10 protein-coding genes are annotated in these 17,977 nt (G+C 70.8%); 2 read left to right on the top strand and 8 right to left on the bottom strand.

What is annotated here, in order from left to right:
• Nucleotides 1-20: 20 nt before the first annotated feature.
• The 3 genes from ABJF88_10980 to ABJF88_10990 form a co-directional block, all read right to left on the bottom strand.
• Nucleotides 21-2,411 (bottom strand): ABC transporter permease, encoded by a 2,391-nt coding sequence (locus ABJF88_10980; GenBank protein ID MEP0547446.1) that lies wholly within the window; start codon nucleotides 2,409-2,411, stop codon nucleotides 21-23.
• Between the two features lie 38 nt (nucleotides 2,412-2,449).
• Nucleotides 2,450-4,855 carry an ABC transporter permease gene (locus tag ABJF88_10985; GenBank protein MEP0547447.1) on the bottom strand — a complete coding sequence of 802 codons (2,406 nt, stop codon included), beginning with the start codon at nucleotides 4,853-4,855 and terminating at the stop codon, nucleotides 2,450-2,452.
• A 153-nt stretch (nucleotides 4,856-5,008) separates the two neighbouring features.
• Entirely contained in the window at nucleotides 5,009-7,444 is a 2,436-nt protein-coding gene (locus tag ABJF88_10990) for an FtsX-like permease family protein (GenBank protein MEP0547448.1), read from the bottom strand.
• Nucleotides 7,445-7,739: 295 nt separating this feature from the next.
• Here ABJF88_10990 and ABJF88_10995 point away from each other — a divergent pair, with 295 nt between their 5' ends.
• Together ABJF88_10995 and ABJF88_11000 are read left to right on the top strand one after the other, a co-directional pair.
• Entirely contained in the window at nucleotides 7,740-7,991 is a 252-nt protein-coding gene (locus tag ABJF88_10995; protein MEP0547449.1) for a type II toxin-antitoxin system VapB family antitoxin, read from the top strand.
• The gene (locus ABJF88_11000; GenBank protein MEP0547450.1) at nucleotides 7,991-8,383 is read left to right on the top strand and encodes a type II toxin-antitoxin system VapC family toxin; all 393 of its coding nucleotides are present in this window, start codon (nucleotides 7,991-7,993) and stop codon (nucleotides 8,381-8,383) included. The genes ABJF88_10995 and ABJF88_11000 overlap by 1 nt, the downstream gene beginning before the upstream one ends.
• A 12-nt stretch (nucleotides 8,384-8,395) precedes the next feature.
• Here the strand turns inward: ABJF88_11000 and ABJF88_11005 are convergent, their stop codons facing one another.
• The 5 genes from ABJF88_11005 to ABJF88_11025 all read right to left on the bottom strand — a co-directional run bounded on the left by ABJF88_11005 (nucleotide 8,396) and on the right by ABJF88_11025 (nucleotide 17,958).
• Nucleotides 8,396-10,879 carry an ABC transporter permease gene (locus ABJF88_11005; GenBank protein MEP0547451.1) on the bottom strand — a complete coding sequence of 828 codons (2,484 nt, stop codon included), beginning with the start codon at nucleotides 10,877-10,879 and terminating at the stop codon, nucleotides 8,396-8,398.
• 41 nt (nucleotides 10,880-10,920) lie between these two features.
• On the bottom strand, nucleotides 10,921-13,317 hold the full coding sequence (locus ABJF88_11010) for an ABC transporter permease (protein ID MEP0547452.1): 2,397 nt from the start codon (nucleotides 13,315-13,317) through the stop codon (nucleotides 10,921-10,923).
• Nucleotides 13,318-13,357: 40 nt separating this feature from the next.
• Nucleotides 13,358-15,751 carry an ABC transporter permease gene (locus ABJF88_11015; protein MEP0547453.1) on the bottom strand — a complete coding sequence of 798 codons (2,394 nt, stop codon included), beginning with the start codon at nucleotides 15,749-15,751 and terminating at the stop codon, nucleotides 13,358-13,360.
• Between the two features lie 69 nt (nucleotides 15,752-15,820).
• Entirely contained in the window at nucleotides 15,821-16,564 is a 744-nt protein-coding gene (locus ABJF88_11020) for an ABC transporter ATP-binding protein (GenBank protein ID MEP0547454.1), read from the bottom strand.
• 32 nt (nucleotides 16,565-16,596) lie between these two features.
• On the bottom strand, nucleotides 16,597-17,958 hold the full coding sequence (locus tag ABJF88_11025) for an HlyD family efflux transporter periplasmic adaptor subunit (GenBank protein ID MEP0547455.1): 1,362 nt from the start codon (nucleotides 17,956-17,958) through the stop codon (nucleotides 16,597-16,599).
• Between the last annotated feature and the right edge of the window lie 19 nt (nucleotides 17,959-17,977).

The raw sequence follows: 17,977 nt of genomic DNA on the forward strand, positions 1-17,977 counted from the left end.
CCAGCGCGCAGCCCGCCCCGTTAGTCGTGCCGGAGGGCCTGCACGGGATCGGTCGAGGCCGCGCGGAGGGCCTGCACGCTGACGGCGGCGAGCGCCACCGCGAGCGCCACGAGCCCGGCCCCGACGAACACGCCGGCCCCGAGGTCGACGCGGTAGGCGAAGCCGTCGAGCCACCGGTCCATCGCCCACCACGCGAGCGGCACGGCGGCGACGAAGCCGACGAGCACGAGCGCGGCGAAATCCTTCGTCAAGAGCGCTACGATCTGGCCGATGCTCGCGCCGAGCACCTTCCGCACGCCGATCTCTTTGCGCCGCTGCTGCGCGGCGTACGCGGCGAGCCCGAGCAGCCCGAGGCACGCGATGAAGACGGCGAGCCCGGCGAAGACGGTGACGAGCGTGCCGAGCCGCTCCTCCGCCCGGTATGCCGCGTCGAAGGCCGCGTCGGTGAAGCGGTACTCGAAGAGCGCGCCGGGCCGCGCCTCGGCCCACGCCGACCGCAGCGCCGCGACGGTGGCCGTCGCCTCGCCGGGTCCGACGCGCACGAGCGCGACGTCGAACCGGTCCGGCCGGAGGATGAACCGCACGGGCTCGACGGCCTCGTGCAGCGTCGCCATGTTGAAGTCCTCGACGACGCCGAGGATGGGGACGAGCGCGCCGCCCCGGCTCAGCGGCGCGTTCACGAGCACCTCCGTCCCGATCAAGTCGGCGATGTCGCCGGCCGCTCGATCTTCGGACTTGGCGAGGAGGAGCCGCGCGGCCGTCTCGTTGAGCACGACCGCGCTGGAGTCCGGCGCGGAGCCGGGCACGAACCCGCGCCCGGCCTCGAACCCGACCCCGAGCACGTCGAAGAAGTCGGGGCTGACGGCGACGGTGCGGACGCCGACGAACGCGTCGATCTCCGTCGCGTCGCGGAAGGCGAGTCCGTCGCCGTCGAGGAGCTCGCTCGGGAACGAGGTCGAGGCTGCCGCGGCGGCGACCACCTCCGGCCGTCGGGCGAGTGCGGCGAGGAAGGCGTCGGGCGGCTCCTCCTGCAGGTCCACGCTGACGAGCCGGGCCTTGTCGAACCCGAGGCTCGCGCTGCGGAGGAAGCCGAGCTGGCCGTAGACGACGAACGTGCCGACGAGGAGCGCGACGGTGATCGCGAACTGGAACACGACGAGCCCTTTGCGGAGGACCACGCCGCGCCCGCTCGTCGCGAACGCCCCCTTCAGCACCTCGGCCGGGCGGAAGCCCGAGAGCACGAGCGCCGGGTAGCTCCCGGCGACCAGGCCGACGGCGAGCGTGAGCCCGAGTGCCGCCAGCACGGCCAGCACCGCCGCCCCCGCGTCCACGACGAGCGCGCGGTCGGCGAGCGTGCGGAAGAGGGGGAGGGCGAGGGCGACGAGCGCGAGCGCGACGCCGAGCGCGAGCCCGGCGAGGAGGAGGGCCTCGGTGAGGAACTGCCGGGCGAGCTGGCCGCGCTGCGCGCCGACGCTCTTGCGCACGCCGACCTCGCGGGCGCGCTCCACGCTCCGCGCCGTGGCGAGGTTCATGAAGTTGACGCACGCCAGGAGGAGGATGAAGAGGGCCACGGCGCCGAAGAGCCAGACGGCTGAGGCGCGGCCGTTCGCCTCCAACTCCATGTTGTGGTGCGAGTGGAGGTGGATGCTCGCGAGGGGCTGGAGCGTCAGCGCCGCCCCGTTCCAGTTCTCGCCGGCGTGGCGCTCGGCGATGGCGGGCAGCGCGGCTTCGAGCGTCGCGGCGTCCATCCCGTCGGGCAAGAGGACGTACGTGTAGACGCTGTTGCTGCCCCACCCGAACTGGTCGAGGTAGCCGAGCGCGCCCAGCGTCTCCCACGACACGACGAACTCGGGGTTGAAGTGCGACGAGCCGCCGAGCGGGGCGAGCACGCCGGTGACGGTGACGTCGACGCCGCCGTAGAGCGTGAGCGTCTCGCCGAGCGGGTCGGCATCGCCGAAGTATTTCCGCGCCGCCGCTTCGGAGAGGACGGCGGTGTACGGCTCGGCGAGGGCGTCCGCCGGGTCGCCGCTCGCGAGGGCGAACGAGAACACGTCGAAGAGCGTGGGGTCGGCGTAGAAGATCTCCGGCTCGCGGAGGTGCTGCTCGCCCCGGCGCACGGCCCCGCCGTAGCGCAGCAGCGTCGCGACCTCAAGCTCGGGGTAGTCGGCGCGGAGGGCCTGCACGAACGGCCAGTTCGTGGACGGCACGCTGAAGTCGCCCCAGTCGCTGGCGACGCGGACGATTCGGTCGGCGTTTTCGTGGAAGCGGTCGTAGCTCAGCTCTTCGCGGACGAAGAGCGCGATGAGCAGGCAGCACGCGAGCCCGACGCCGAGCCCGGCGACGTGGATGAGCGTGTAGCCCGCGCGGCGCTTCAGGCTGCGGAGGGCGATCGTGAGGTAGTTCTTTAGCATGACAGTAGGGGCTCGGAGGGGCACAATGCATCGTGCCCTTACTCAGTGCGGAGCGCTTCGACCGGATCGGCGGTGGCCGCGCGGAGCGTGTGGACCGTGATCGTGAGGAGCGCGACGACGAGCGCCAGCCCGCCCGCGAGGGCGAAGGCGCCCGGCCCGACCTCGATGCGGTACGCGAAGTCGTCGAGCCACTGCCCGACCAGCACGTACGCCAGCGGGGCCGCGACGACGAAGGCGACGCCGACGAGCGTGGCGAGGTCTTTCGAGAGCAGCAGCACGAGGTCCGGCACGCTCGCGCCGAGCACCTTCCGCACGCCGATCTCTTTGCGCCGCTGCGTCGCCACGAGCGCGGCGAGGCCGAACAGCCCGAGGCACGCGATCAGCACGGCCAGCCCACTCGCGATGCCGACGATCCGCCCGAGCCGCTCCTCGGCCCGGTACTGCTGGTCGAGCGCGTCGTCGAGGAAGACGTAGTCGAAGGGGCGGTCGGGGGCGGTCGCGGTCCACACGCGCTCCAGTGCCGCCATCGCCGCCGGGAGCGGGCCGGGGCCGAGCCGGACGAGCACGTCGAGGTCGGGCGAGGTAGCGAAGCCGACGTTCTCCAGTCCCTGGAAGAGCGGCTGGGCTTCGGTCACGAGCAGGAGCGGCTCGACGGCCGTGTGGAGCGAGGCGTAGTGGAAGTCCTCGGTGACCCCGGCGACGGTGTACGCCGCGAACGGCTCCGGCAACGGCTGCCCGACGACGACGCCGTCAAAGGCTTCGGCGAACGCCTGGTTGACGACGACCTGCTGCGCCGCGAGCGCGGGCGCTGGGGCGAAGCCGGTGCCCTCAAGCAGGGCGATCTGCATCGTCGTCAGGAAGTCCGGGGCGACGGCGTTGAAGCGGAACGTGCGGTAGCGGTCGGCGGCGTCGGTGAAGCCGCCTTCCGCCCACGCCGGGTCGCCGAACGAGAAAGCGCCCGCGCTCACGGCGCTCACGGCGCTCTCCTGCCCGAGCGCGCCGAGGAGCGGGGCGAGCGGCTCCAGCCCGGCCCGGAAGTCGGAGGCGTTGGGGAGGGCGACGACGCGGTCGGCGGCGTAGCCGAGGTTCGTCGACTGGAGGTAGCGGAGCTGCTGCGCGATGACGAGCGTGCCCGCGAGCAGCCCGATCGAGAGGGCGAACTGGAGGGCGACGAGGCCGCGCTGGACGCCCGAGCGCGTCCCGAGCCCGAGCCGCCCACGCAGCACCTCGGCCGGGCGCGAGCGCGAGAGTACGACGGCCGGGTAGCTCCCCGCCACGAGCGCGACGATTCCGGTGAGGGCGAGCGCGGCGAGCACGAGCCCCGCGTCGGGCCGGAGCGAGAGCGTGCGCCCGGCGATGTCGTTGAACGTCGGCAGCGCCATGACGGCGAGGCTGAATCCGGCGACGAGCGCGAGGCCGGTCATCAGCGCGGCCTCACCCCAGAACTGCCCCATGAGCTGGCTCCGGTGCGCGCCCATCGCCTTGCGCACGCCGACCTCGCGCGTCCGCTCGACGCTCCGCCCGACGGCGAGCGTCGTGAAGTTGATGCAGGCGATGAGGAGCACGAGGAGCGCGATCACGCCCAGCGTGACGGCGTAGCGCGGATCGCTCACCGCCGCGATGCCGGTTGGCAGGTCCGGGTTGAGGTGGATGTCACGGATCGGCTGAAGCCCGACTGTGTACGTTCCCTCGAAATCGGGCCCGAGCGCCGTCGCGATGACGGGCGGCAGCGTTGCTTCGACCTCGGCGGGCGTCGCCCCGTCACGCAGGAGCACATACGTCTCGGCGCTGACGTTGAACCAGCTCTGGAGCTGCCGCTCGCTCACCACCCCGTCGACCTGGCTGAAGGGGAGGAGCGCGCCGAACTGCACGCTGGAGGTCGTCGGCGGATCGGCGGCGACGGCGGCCACGGTGAACGTCCGCTCCGCGTCGTCCAGCCGCAGCGTGAGCGCCTGCCCGACGGGGTCTGCCTCGCCGAAGTAGCGCTGCGCGGTCGTCTCGGTGAGCACGACGGCGTCGTGTCGGGCGAGCGGGTCGGCGCTGCCGGACACGAGCGGGAACGAGAAGAGGTCGAAGAACGCCGGGTCCACGAGGAGGGCGCTCTCGTTCGCCGCCTCGGCCCCGCGCACGACGGTGACCGTGAAGGGCAGCGTCCGCGTGAACGCCTCGACCTCCGGCACCTCAGCGGCCAGCGTCGGTCCGAGCGGGAGCGGCGTGACGGTGTTCGTGAACTGCTCGTCCGGCCCGTACTCCTCATGGACCCACGGCCGCACGATCCGCTCGGACTTCTCGTGGAAGCGGTCGAAGCTCAGTTCGCTGCGGACGAATAGCCCGGCGAGGAGGCAGACGGCGATCCCGACGGCGAGGCCGAAGACGTTGATGAACGCATAGCCCTTCTGACGACGGAGCGAGCGGAGGGCGACGACGAGGTAATTCTTGAGCATGGCGGCGAGGAGTCGTGGTGCTTCCGCCTGCGCAAGGGGTATGCCGCCGCTCGCCGACCGCTGAAATGGGGAGTCACGCCGTGCTCGATCCCTCGGCGGTGTGCGCCAGCGCACAGGCCGTGTGCGGCAGCGCGCACCGCCGGGGGCCGCGCGTCACTCGGCGCGGAGCGTCGAGGTCGGGTTCGCGGTGGCGGCGCGGACGGCGTGGAAGCTCACCGTTGCGAGCGCGATGCCGAGCGCGAGGACGCCCGCGATCAGGAACGGGCTCGGCCCCACCGGCACCTGATACGCGAACGCGCCGAGCCACTGCTGCGCGGCGAAGTACGTCACCGGCGCGGCCACGACGAAGGCGACGAGCACGAGCCGCACGAAGTCTTTCGACAGCAGCGCGATGAGGCCCGGCACGCTCGCGCCGAGCACTTTGCGGATGCCGATCTCCTTCTTCCGCTGCTCCGCCGCGTACGCCGCGAGCGCGAACACGCCGAGGCACGCGATCAGGATCGCGAGGATCGAGAACGCCCCGGCGACGCGGCTCAGGTTCTCCTCGGCGCGGTAGAGCTGGTCGAGCTCCTGGTCCACGAAGAGGTACTCGAACGGGCGGTCCGGGAGGAACGTGGTCCACGTCCGCTCGATGTCGGCGAGCGTGCCGCGCACGTCGTCGGGCGTGATGCGGACGGCGAGGTAGCGGCCGAAGAAGTTCGCCATCCCGTCGTTCATCCGGTCGAAGACGAACGGCGCGATCGGCTGGTGGAGCGAGGCGAAGTGGACGTCCTCCGTGACGCCGACGATGCGGCGTTGCAGCTCCCCGTTCTGCCCGGCCGGACCCATGCTCCGCCCGACGGCATCTTGCGGCGACTCCCAGCCGAGGCGCTCCACCATCGCCTCGTTGATGATGACGCCGGGGCCGGGGTCGCGGCCGAGCTGGTAGTCCCGCCCGGCCACCATGCGGATGCCGAACGTCTTCGCGAAGTCGTCGTGGACGAGCATGCGGGGGAACTGGACGGGGTCGGCGAAGCCCTCGGGCAGGTAGGTGTTCGTCTGGTACTTGCTGCCGAGCACGTCCTCGGAGATCGTCACGGCCTGGACGCCGCGGTGTTCGAGGAGCGCGCCTTTGATGGCGTCGTACTGCTGGATGGCGGGCGTGCGGAGGATCGGCACCATCACCACCTGCTCGGCGTCGAAGCCGAGGCGGGCGCTGCGGAGGTAGTCGAGCTGGTTCGCGGCGACGAACGTCCCGGCGATGAGCGCGATCGAGATGCCGAACTGCGCGACGACGAGCCCGCGCCGCAGCACCTCCGACGCGCCGCCGCCCGTGCCCGTCCGCCCCGACGCCTTGAGCACGTGCGCCGGCTCGTGCCGCGAGAGCACGAACGCCGGATACAGCCCGGACAGCGCGCCCACGCCGAGGGCGACGACGGCGAGGAGGGGCCACAGCCACGGCACGGCGAACGGGTTGAGCGTGATCGCCTTGTCCGCCATCGCGTTCATCACCGGCAGCAGCGCCCACACGAGCGGCAGCGCCACGACGAGCGAGATCGTGCTCAGCAGGATCGACTCGCTCAGGAACTGCCCGATGAGCTGGCCTTTCTGCGCGCCGATCGCCTTCCGCATCCCGACTTCCTTCGCCCGGCTCATCGAGCGCGCCGTCGAGAGGTTCATGAAGTTGATGCACGCCGTGAGGAGGACGAACACGGCGATGAGCGAGAAGACGTAGACGTAGAGGTCGTCGCTGTTAGGGCGGATCTCGAAGTCGAGGTTCGACTTCAGGTGGATGTCGGCGAGCGGCTGGAGGTAGAGGTGCGACTGCTCCTTGATCTGATCGGGCCAGTTCTGGGCGATGAAGTCGGGGAACTGCGCCTCGAGGGCGTCGGGCGCGGCGCCCTCGCGGAGAAGGACGTAGGTCCACGCCGGATTCCAGTACCAGTTGAAGTCGAGGATGCCGGGGTTCTGGGCGTAGACCGACGAGCGGAGCGTGGAGAACGAGGCGAGGAAGTCGAACGTGAAGTGCGACGTGGCAGGCACTTCGGCGAGCACGCCCGTCACTTCGAGCGGGTGCTGCTCCTCGAACAGCAGCGTCTTGCCGACCGGATCGGCGTCGCCGAAGTAGCGCTGCGCCGCCGCCTCGGTGAGGACGACCGTGTTCGGCCGGTCGAGCGCGGTCGCGCGGTCGCCGCGCACGAGGGCGAAGTCGAACACGTCGAAGACGGTCGAGTCGGCGAAGAAGAACTTCGCCTCGTTGAAGGCGCGGGCCGGGCCGCCGGCGGGCTCGTACGAGAGCGCGAGCGTCGGGGCTTGGAGGTTGAAGAACCGCACGGCCGCCTCGACGAACTGCGGGTACGTCTCGGCGATCGCCGCGCCCACCGGGAGGGGGTTGCTCGCCGACTCCTCCGCGCCCTCGATGATCTCGACCATGCGGTAGATCCGGTCCGCCTTCGCGTGGTAGCGGTCGTAGCTCAGCTCGTCGCGCACGAAGAGCGCGATGAGTACGAAGCAGGCGAGCCCGACGGCGAGGCCGAATACGTTGATCGCCGCGTAGCCCTTCCAGCGGCGGAGATTCCGAACGGCGACCTTGAGGTAGTTCTTCAGCATGGACGGCGCGGCTACGTGGAGCAGAAGGCGACGAGCGGGCGGGTCTCCGCAGGGCGCTAATTTTTTAGCATGATGGCGGTACGGGACCTCGCCCTCGAAAGGTGCAGTCGGTGTTGCGAAAAGGGCGGGGGACGAAACGAAGCGCCTGCCTCGGTGCGCAGCGACGCGACGGAGTCGGCTGTGGCGAGGGCGGTGGACGCCCATGACGGCAGGGTTACGAGGAACCGGAAGGGAGAGTGGAGGTAGAATTTCGGCCTTTTTCTACCTCGCTTTTTATCATCACAGCCGCCCTCCGATGGCCCTCAGCATCAAGCATCCCGAGGCCGACCGCCTCGCGCGGGAGCTGGCCCGCACGACCGGCGAGAGCCTGACCGAAGCCGTCCTGACGGCGATCCGCGAGCGCCTCATCCGCGAGACCGGCTGGAGCCCCGACGGCGCGCGGGCCGAGATCGAACGGATCGTGGCTGAGCTCGCACAGGCCCCCATCCTCGACGACCGGACTCCCGACGAGATCATCGGGTACGACGAGCACGGGCTCCCGACCTGATGGTGATCGACACGTCGGCCCTCGTCGCCATCTTGCAGGACGAGCCAGAGAGGCGAGCCCTCACGGACGCCATCCTCACAGCCTCGTCTCCCCGCATGTCGGCGGCGACGCTCGTCGAGGCGGGGATCGTGATGCAGGGGCGGCATGGAGACGTGGGAAGTCGTGACCTCGATGTGCTCCTCTCGCAGACCCGCGTCGAGGTCGTCCCGCTGACGGCCGCGCACGCGGACTTTGCGCGCGACGCCTTCCGCCGCTTCGGCAAGGGGCGGCACCCGGCCGGGCTCAACTACGGCGACTGCTTCGCCTACGCGCTCGCCACGGCCCTCGCCGAGCCGCTGCTCTTCGTCGGCTCCGACTTCGACCAGACCGACGTGGCGGCGGCGGTGTATTGAGGGGGGCGTGGCTTATTCGTAGCGGAGGGCGTCCGTCGGGTTCTTCCGCGCCGCGCGCAGCGCCTGCCCGCTGACGGTGAGGAGGGCGACGACGAGCGCCCCTGCGCCCACGCCGAGGAACAGCACGGGCCCGACCTCGACGCGGTACGCGAAGGCATCGAGCCAGCGGTCCATCGCGAGCCACGCGAGCGGCGCAGCCACGGCCGCCGCGATCCCGACGAGCAGGAGGAAGTCTTTCGAGAGCAGCGCGACGAGGTCCGCCACGCCCGCGCCGAGCACCTTCCGCACGCCGATCTCTTTGGTCCGTCGCTCGGCCGCGTACGCGGCGAGCCCGAACAGCCCGAGGCACGCGATCACGACGCCGAAGAGCGCGAACGCCGCGATGATCGTCCCCGTGCGCCGCTCGGCGCGGTAGCGCGCGTCGAGGTCGTCGTCGAGGAACGCGGCCTCGAACGTGCGCTCGGGGTGGACCTCGGCGTAGGCCGCGCCGAGCGCCGCCATCGTCTGGGCCGCGTCGCCCGGCCGCACTTTGACGAAGGCGTACTGCGCGAGCGAGCCGATCTCGCCGGGCATCCGCGTCGAGCTGAAGATCGCGGGCTCGATCTCGTACTGGAACGGCGCGGCGTGGAAGTCGCGCGCGACGCCGACGACGGTCCCGCGATGGTCCATGTACGTCTTCTCGTTCTCGTAGTAGTACATCCGGAGCTCGCGGCCGAGCGCCTCCTCCGGCGTCCAGCCCTGCGCCGCCGCGAACGACGCGTTGACTACGAGCGCCCGCCCGTCGAACGCGCTGTTGCCGAAGTTCTCCGGCCGCTCCGTCGCCGTGCCGAGGTCGGCCGCGTCGTCGGAGAACGCGCGCCCGGCGAGGAGGTCGATCTCGAACAGGTCGAAGTAGCCGGGGCCGACCTGCTGGTGGCTGAGGCGGTCACCCTCGCCGTCGATCTGCTCGACGGGGGTGTACGGCGGGAACTCGACCTGGGGCGAGCCGCCGAAGCCGAAGCCGGGCGCCCGCTGCGACACCGTCACGCCGACGACGTTCGGGTCCTGCGCCAGCCGCGCGGCGAGCACGTCGAGGTCGGCCCCTTTGCGCTGGATCACGACGACGTGGTCTTCCTCGAATCCGAGGTCGGCCGTCTGCAAAAACTGGAGTTGCTGCCACGCGATCGCGGTCGCGGCGAGGAGCGCGATGGAGAGCGTGAACTGGAAGAGCACGAGGCCCTGGCGGAGCCGCGCGCCTCCGCGCCCGCCGCTGCGCCCGCCGGCGAGCACGTGCGCCGGGCGGAACCGCGAGAGGTAGAGCGCGGGGTAGCTCCCGGCCAGCAGCCCCGTCGCGAGCGTCGTCCCGAGCACCCAGCCCCACAGCCCGACGTCGCCGACGCCGAAGGTCAGCGTGCGCCCGGCGAGGTCGCTGAAGAACGGGAGGAGGAACTGGGCCAGCCCGAGCGCGAGGGCGAGCGCGCCGAGGCTCAGCACGAGCGACTCGCCGAAGAACTGCGCGACGAGCTGCCCCCGCCGCGCGCCGACCGTCTTCCGCACGCCGACCTCCTTGGCGCGCTCGGTCGCCCGCGCCGTGGCGAGGTTCATGAAGTTGACGCACGCGAGCAGGAGCACGAAGACCGCGATGAGCGAGAACACCGCGACGGTCGTCGCGTCGCCGCCCGCTTGCCACTCGCCGCCGAGGGCGGAGCGGAGGTGGATGTCGGGGAGCGGCTGGAGCGCGGGGACGTAGAGCGCCGCCTCGGCGGGCTCGCGGTGGCGGGCGATGAAGGCCGGCAGCTCGGCGGCGACGGCCTCGGCCGAGGCGGCGGCACGGAGCTTGACGTAGGTGTAGGCGTTCGGCCACCAGTAGCTCGTGAACGCGCTCTCGGCCGAGCCCCACTGCTCCAGCTTGAACGTGTCGAGCGAGGTCATGAGCCCGAACGGGAGGTGCGACGTGGCCGGCGGGTCTTCGAGCACGCCGCCCACCGTCAGCGCGCGATCACTCACCCAGATCTGCCGCCCGACGGGATCGGCGTCGCCGAAGTATTTCTCCGCCGTCGTCTCCGTGAGGAGCACGGTGTCGGGCGTGTCGAGCGCCGCCGCGTCGCCCGTGACGAGCGGCAGCGTGAGCACGTCGAAGACGGACGGGTCGGCGTAGACGAAGCGCGATTCCTCGAAGCTGCGCCGCTCTTTCCCGTCGCGGAGCTCGACGAGCGTGGTGCTGCGGACGAGTCGGGCGAGCGCCTCGATCTGCGGGAAGTCCTCGCGCAGCGCGTTCCCCATCGCCCCGCCGACCCACGCCATCCCCTCGGACCCGTCGGCGCTCGTGTGCTGGACGACGCGGTAGACCCGCTCGGCGTCGGCGTGGTGCTCGTCGTAGCTCAGCTCGTGGCGGACGTAGAGCCCGATCAGCAGGCAGCACGCGAGGCCGAGCGCGAGGCCGAAGAGGTTGATGAACGCGTAGCCTTTGCGGCGGCGGAGGCTGCGGAGGGCGACGATGAGGTAGTTCTTAAGCATCGGGAAGGGAGCGGGGTTTCTAGGGCCGGCTGGCCGGGCGCTTATTCGTGACGGAGCGAGCGGACGGGGTCGGCCGTGGCGGCGCGGAGGGTGTGGACGCTGACCGTCGCGAGCGCGATTACGAGGGCCGCGGCACCGGCGAGCGCGAAGGGCAGCGCGCCGAGGTCGAGGCGGTAGGCGAAGCTGTCGAGCCAGCGGTCCATCCCGAACCACACCACCGGCACGGCGACGACGAACGCAACGCCGACGAGGGCGAGCACGTCCTTCGTGAGGAGGACGACGACGTTCTGCGCGCTCGCGCCGAGCACTTTGCGGATGCCGATCTCCTTCGTCCGCTGCTGCACGGCGTAGGCGGCGAGCCCGAACAGCCCGAGGCACGCGATGAAGATGGCGAGCCCGGCGAGGATGCCGAACACCTGCCCGAACCGGCGTTCAGCGGCGTACTGCGCACCGAACGCTTCGTCGAGGAATCGGGCCGTGAACGGACGCTGCGGCGCGACGTCGGCCCAGATGGCTTCCAACTCGTCGAGCGTGCGCGGCAGGTCTGCCGTGCCGACGCGCAGCGTGATCACGCTCTGGAACAGGTCCGTCACGACGATCCCGACGGGCTCGACGGCCTGCTGCACGCCGCGCGTGTGGAAGTCCCGGACGACGCCGACGACCTGACCGTTATAGCCCCAGAACGACGCTTTTTTGCCCAGCACGGCCTCGTTCGAGGGGAAGCCGGCCTCGCGTACGGCCGTCTCGTTGAGCACGTAGGCCGCGAGCGAGTCGGAGATCAACTCGGGTCCCGGGGCACGCCCGGCGACGAGCTGGATCCCGAACAGGTCGACGAACGCGTCGTCCACGAGATAGGGCTCGATGTTGAAGTCGCGCACCCCGCCTTCCGGCCGTTCGATCTCGCCACCTGCGCTCGGGTGGAACCCCGTGGGCGTCGTGAGGGACGACGTGACGCCGATGACGTTGGGGTGCTCGGCGAACCGCTGCTTGATCGCGTCGAGGCGTTCCTGCACGTTCGTGTCGCCGCCGAACTCGATAGCGAGCAACTGGCCGGTCTCGTCGGAGCCCGCGTCGAAGCCCAGGCTGCGGCTCTGCATGTAGTCGAGCTGGCCGAAGACAATCGCCGTCGCAGCGATGAGGGCGACGGAGATCGCAAACTGGAGCACGACGAGGCTCTGCCGCAGCGCGACGCCCTGCCGACCCGTCGAGAACCGACCTTTCAGCACGGCGGCGGGCTCGAACCCGCTCAGCATGAGCGCCGGATACGCCCCGGCGAGGAGGCCCGCCACGAGCGCGACGCCGACGAAACCGGGGCCGCCCCACCCGAGATCGCCTAGCGCGAGGCTCTTCTCAGTGAGCGTGTTGAAGGCGGGCAGCGCGAGCTGGACGAGGCTGAGCGCGACCGCGAGCGCGACACCGCTCAGGAGGACGGCCTCGGCGAGGAACTGTGCGCCGAGCTGGCCCCGCTGCGCGCCGAGCGTCTTCCGCACGCCGACCTCTTTCGCGCGGTCGAGGCTCCGGGCCGTGGCGAGGTTCGTGAAGTTGACGCACGCGATCAAGAGCACGAAGAGGGCCACGGCGCTGAAGATCCGCAACGCGCCGAGGTCGCCGCGTGCCCATTCCGGACTTCGGTCGGAGCGGAGGTAGACATCGGTGAGGCGCTCGGGCCGGAATGCGAACGTGTTGCCCTGCGCCGCCATCTCCTCGCCTGCCCGGCGCTCGGCAAACTCGGGGAGCTTGGCCTCGAAAGCGGCGAAGTCAGCACCAGAGCGGAGGAGGGCATAGGTCTGGAAATTGACCGAGAACCAGTTCCGGTACCACCAGCCGGGGTCGCTCGCCGTCGAGAGGGAGACGACGGCGTCGAGGCGGAGGTGGGACTGCGGCGGCGGGTCGGCCATGACCCCGGTGACGGTTATGGGCTGGTCGCGGTCGAGCAGCGTCTGTCCGATGGGTTCGGCCTCCCCGAAGTATTTCCGGGCGAGCGATTCGGAGAGCACGGCCTGGCCGGGCGCGTCGAGCACGGTGGCGGGGTCGCCGCTCAGGAGGCGGAAGCCGTCGAAGACCAGGAAGAAGGTCGAGTCCACATAGGCCACGTTCGTCTCTTGGAGCACCGCATCATCGACGCGCACGACGAAGTCCCCGCCGATGACGCGGACGGCGTGCTCGACCTCGGGCAGGTCCGCTTCGAGTGCGGGTGCGAGGAGGCCCTGCGAGTTGACGTACTTCCGGACTTCGCCCTCCATTTCGAAGTCGGTACCGATGCGTACGATGCGGTCAGCATTGGGGTGGAAGCGGTCGTAGCTCAGCTCGTCGCGGACGAAGAGGAAGACGAGCACGCAGCACGCGAGGCCGACGGCGAGGCCGAGCACGTTGAGCGCCGCGTACGCCCGGTTGCGGCGGAGGCTGCGGAGCGTGACGACGAGGAAGTTCTTGAGCATGGAAGTGGAGATGGAGGTAGGGACGACCGGACGGTCGCCCTCACTCGTACCGGAGCGACTTCACGGGGTCGGCGTGCGCGGCGCGGAGGGCGTGGACGCCGACGGTGACGAGGGCGATCAGCAGCACCACGCCGCCGGCGAGGGCCAGTGGGAGCCAGCCGACGTCGATCCGGTAGGCGAAGCCGTCGAGCCAGCGCGACATGCCGAGCACGACGACCGGCACCGCGATCACGACGCCGAGGCCGACGAGGGCGACGGCGCTCCGGCTGAGCAGGGCCACGATCTGCACGACCGACGCGCCGAGCACCTTCCGCACGCCGATCTCTTTCCGCCGCGTGGCGGTGGCGTGCGCGGCGAGGCCGAACAGCCCGAGGCAGGCGATCACGATGGCGAGCCCGGCGAAGACGCCGAACAGCCGCCCGAAACGCTGCTCGCCGACGTACTGCGCGGCGAAGTCCTCGTCGAGGAACGAGTACGTGAAGGGGCGCGAGGGCACGAGGTCGGCCCAGAGCGTTTCCAGACGGGCGAGCGTCGCGGTCAACCCGGCGGTCTCGACGCGCAGCGTGAGCACGTTCGGGGGGATCACGTCGGCGTCGCTCGCCGCCAGCACGAGGGGCTCGACGGCCCGCTGGAGGCCCTCAATGTGGACGTCGCGGACCACCCCGACGACCTCGCCCTCCATCCCCCAGAACGCAGCGGGCTTGCCCAGCACCGCCTCCGGGGAGGCATATCCTGCCTCGCGGACGGCCGTCTCGCTCAGCACGTACTCGCGCCGGGCGTCCGGCGGCGTCGCCTCCGGCGTGCGCCCCGCCACCAAGGCCAGCCCGTACACGCCGATGTAGGACGTGTCGGTGAGGACGATCACGGCGCTCATCTCGTCGCCCGGCCCGTCCGGGGCCTCGACGGTGCCGTCGGCGGCGTACGTCCCGAAGGTAGGGGCCGAGATCGACGCCGTCATCCCGGCGACGCCCGGCGCGGTGAGCAGCCGCGCCCGAAGCTCGGGAAGCTGCCTCACGACCGTCGAGTCGCCCATGATCGGCAGGACGAGGAGCTGTGTGGCGTCGCCGCCGAGGTCCATTCCGAGGTCCTGCGCCTGCATGTAGCGGAGCTGCGAGAACACGATCCCCGTCGCCGCGATCAGCGCCACCGAGATCCCGAACTGCACGACGACGAGGCCCTGGCGCAGCGCCTGCCCCCGCTGCCCGGACGCGAACCGGCCCTTGAGCACCTCGGCGGGCCGGAACCCGCTCAGCACGAACGCCGGGTACGCCCCGGCACACAGCCCGGTGGCGCCCGCGAGTGCGACGATCCCGATCCACCCCGCCCCGAGATCGAGCAGCGTCAGCGGCTTATCCGACAGCTCCCGGAAGGCGGGCAGCGCGAGCTGGACCAGCCCGACGGCCAGCCCGGTCGCCGCGAGGCTCAGCACGACGGCCTCGGCGAGGAACTGGGCCGCCAGCCCGCTGCGCCTCGCCCCGAGCGACTTGCGGACGCCTACCTCGCGGGCGCGGTCCAGCGAGCGCGCCGTGGCGAGGTTGGTGAAGTTGACGGCCGCGACGAGGAGCACGAAGAGGGCCACGAGCGCCAGAATGCGGAGCGTCGCGCCGTTCCCGAACGTGCCCATCCCCCGCTCGGCGGTCAGGTACAGCGTTTCGAGGGGCCGCGCGTGCAGGACGAGCCCGGTCCCTTCTTCCTGCATGGCGTCGCCGGCCTCGGCCTCGATGAACGCGGGCAGCTTGGCCTCAAACTCGTTCACGGGGACGCCCTCGCGGAGCAGCGCGTAGGTCCCGAACATGACCGCGAACCAGTTGCCATAGAACCAGCCGGGGTCCTCGGCCGTCGCGAGCGAGATCAGCCCATCGAACTGGAGGTGCGACTGCCGGGGCACGTCGGCCATGACGCCTGTGACGGTGAGCACGCGGTCGGTCCACTCGACCGTCTGGCCGTGGGCGGGCGCATCGCCGAAGAGCGTCGCCGCGAGCGTCTCGGTGAGGACGATGCTGCCCGGCTCGGCGAGCGCGGTCGCCGGGTCGCCCGAGCGGAGCGGGAACGTGAACACGTCGAACACCTCGGGGTCGACCAGGAAGAGCCGGTCCGTCTGGAATGGCTCGCCGCCTGCGCGGAGCACCCGGTCGGCCTGCATGATCCGCACGGCGGCCTCCACCTCAGGCATGGACGCCGCGATCGTTGGGGCGAGGATGCCCGGCGTGTTGCCCGCCGGCTCCACCTCGCCGTTCGTTACGAAGTCAATGTCGATGCGGGCGATGCGGTCGGCGCGCTCGTGGAAGGCGTCGACGCCGCGCTCGTCCTGGACGTAGAGCGCGATCATGATGACGCACGCCATCCCGAGTGCGAGCCCGGCGACGTTGAGCAGCGCGAAGCCCCGGTTGCGGCGGAGCGTGCGGAGCGCAACGGTGAGGTAGTTCTTCAGCATGGCGGAGGGGGTGTCGTGGGGCGGCTGCTTCGTAGGGCGATGCGTCGTAGGGCAACCGTCCGGTCGCCCCTACTCGCTCTGCGTGTGCGGGAGGGCGTACTCCTTCTCCATGAAGTGCTCGCTCACGACGTGCCCGTCGAAGAGGTTGATCACGCGGTGGGCGAACTCGGCGTCGGCCGGGGAGTGCGTCACCATCACGATCGTCGCGCCGGCCTCGTTGAGCTCGGAGAGCAGCTTCATCACCTCGTCGCCGTTCGTCGAGTCGAGGTTACCCGTCGGCTCGTCAGCGAGGATGAGCTGCGGGCTGGCGACGACGGCGCGGGCGATCGCGACGCGCTGCTGCTGGCCGCCGGAGAGCTGCTGCGGGAAGTGGTCCCGCCGGTGCGCCATCCCGACGCGGTCGAGCGCCGCCTCGGTCCGCTCCTTCCGCTCGGCCGACGAGAGCGAGAGGTAGAGGAGGGGGAGCTCGACGTTTTCGTACACCGTCAGTTCATCGATCAGGTTGAAGCTCTGGAAGACGAAGCCGAGCGTGCCGCGCCGGAGGTCGGCCCGCTTGCGCTCGTTGTAGTTCGAGACGTCGGTGCCGTCGAAGACGAAGAGGCCGCCGCTGGGCTGGTCGAGCAGGCCGAGGATGTTGAGGAGCGTCGACTTCCCGCAGCCCGACGGCCCCATGATCGCGACGAAGTCGCCGGTCTTGATCTCGACGGTGACGTTGTTGAGCGCCGTCGTCTCGACCTCGTCGGTGGTGTAGACCTTGCGGAGGTTCTCCGTCCGGATGAGCGGTTGGCGGTTGGTGATGTCAACGTTGGTCATGGGGGCGGGGGCTACGGGTGGAAGCGGGGATGTTATTTGAGTACGAGACGGTCGGCGTCGCCGAAGGTGTCATAGCCCGAGGTGACGACGCGGTCGCCGGGCTGGAGCCCTTCGGCGACTTCGAAGAACTGCGGGTTCTGGCGGCCGAGGCGGATCGGCTGGCGGACGGCCTCGCTGCCGTCCTCGTCGAGGACGTAGACCCAGTTGCCGCCCGTCGTGGTGAAGAAGCCGCCGCGGGCGAGGAGGAGCGCGTCGGTCGAGTCGCCGAGCTCGAGGCGGATGCGGAGGCTCTGGCCGCGCCGCACGTCGGGCACCGCCGCGCCGTCGGTGAACTCCATGTCCACCTCGAAGCGGCCGTCGCGGACCTCGGGGAAGACCTTCGTCACGACGAGGCCGTAGTCGCGCCCGGCGATCGTCGTCTGCCCGGTCTGGCCGGGTGCGACGCGGGCGATGTAGTGCTCGTCGATCGGCACGCGGACCTTGACGCCGTCGAGGTCGTCGATCTGCCCGAGCCGGATGCCGGCGGGCTTCGACGCGCCGACCTCGGCGTCGAGCGCGGTGAGCTGCCCGGCAATCGGGGCGCGGACGATGAGGTTGTCCGTCGTCGTCTGGACGAGGGCGAGGTTCTGCTGGAGGCGGGCGAGCTGGCCGTCCATCTGCTGGAGCTGGAGCGACCGCGCGAGCGAGTCCTGCCGGTAGCCCTGGCGCGTGAGCGCGAGCCGCCGCTGCGTGTACTCGTACTCGTCGCGGACCTGCTCGAACTCCTGCTCGGCGATGACGCGGCGCTCAAAGAGCTCGCGGTTGCGCTCGTACTCGCGACGGAGGCGCGTGATGTCGTATTCGAGCTGGGTGAGCTGCTGGCGGAGGTTCAGCTCGTTCTGGTCGAGCGCGAGGCGGGTGTTGCGGATGTTGTTGATCTGCTCGGCGAGCTGCGCCTCGTTGCCGAGCGTCTGCAGCGTGAGCTGGTCGTTCGAGAGCCGCAGCAGCGGTTGCCCGGCCGCGACGACGGCGCCCTCCTCGACGTACTTCTCCTCGACCTGCCCGCCGACGACGGCGTCGAGATAGATCGTCCGCAACGGGAGGACGTTGCCGGTGACGGAGACGTACTCCTGGAACGTCCCGCGCTCAACGGTCGAGATCGTGAGGCGGTCGGCTTCGACGTTGAGCCGCCGCCCGCCCGTCTGCCCTAGGAGGGCCCACGCGATGAGCCCGATGAACAGCACGATGCCGACGATGAGCGCGATCCGCTTCGGCGGCCACTTCGGCTTCTCGACGCGCCGGTCCATGCCTTCGCCGCCGCCGGTGCCCGAGAGCGTGCCGGCTGGCTGCGAGAGGATGCCGTTCTTCGACCCGTGGGCCGTGGGCGGCGAAGGGTGGGTTTTCTTTTCGATCATGAGGCGCGGGAGGACGAGG

This window comes from Rhodothermales bacterium, assembly GCA_039944855.1.
GTDB lineage: Bacteria > Bacteroidota > Rhodothermia > Rhodothermales > JANQRZ01 > JBBSMX01.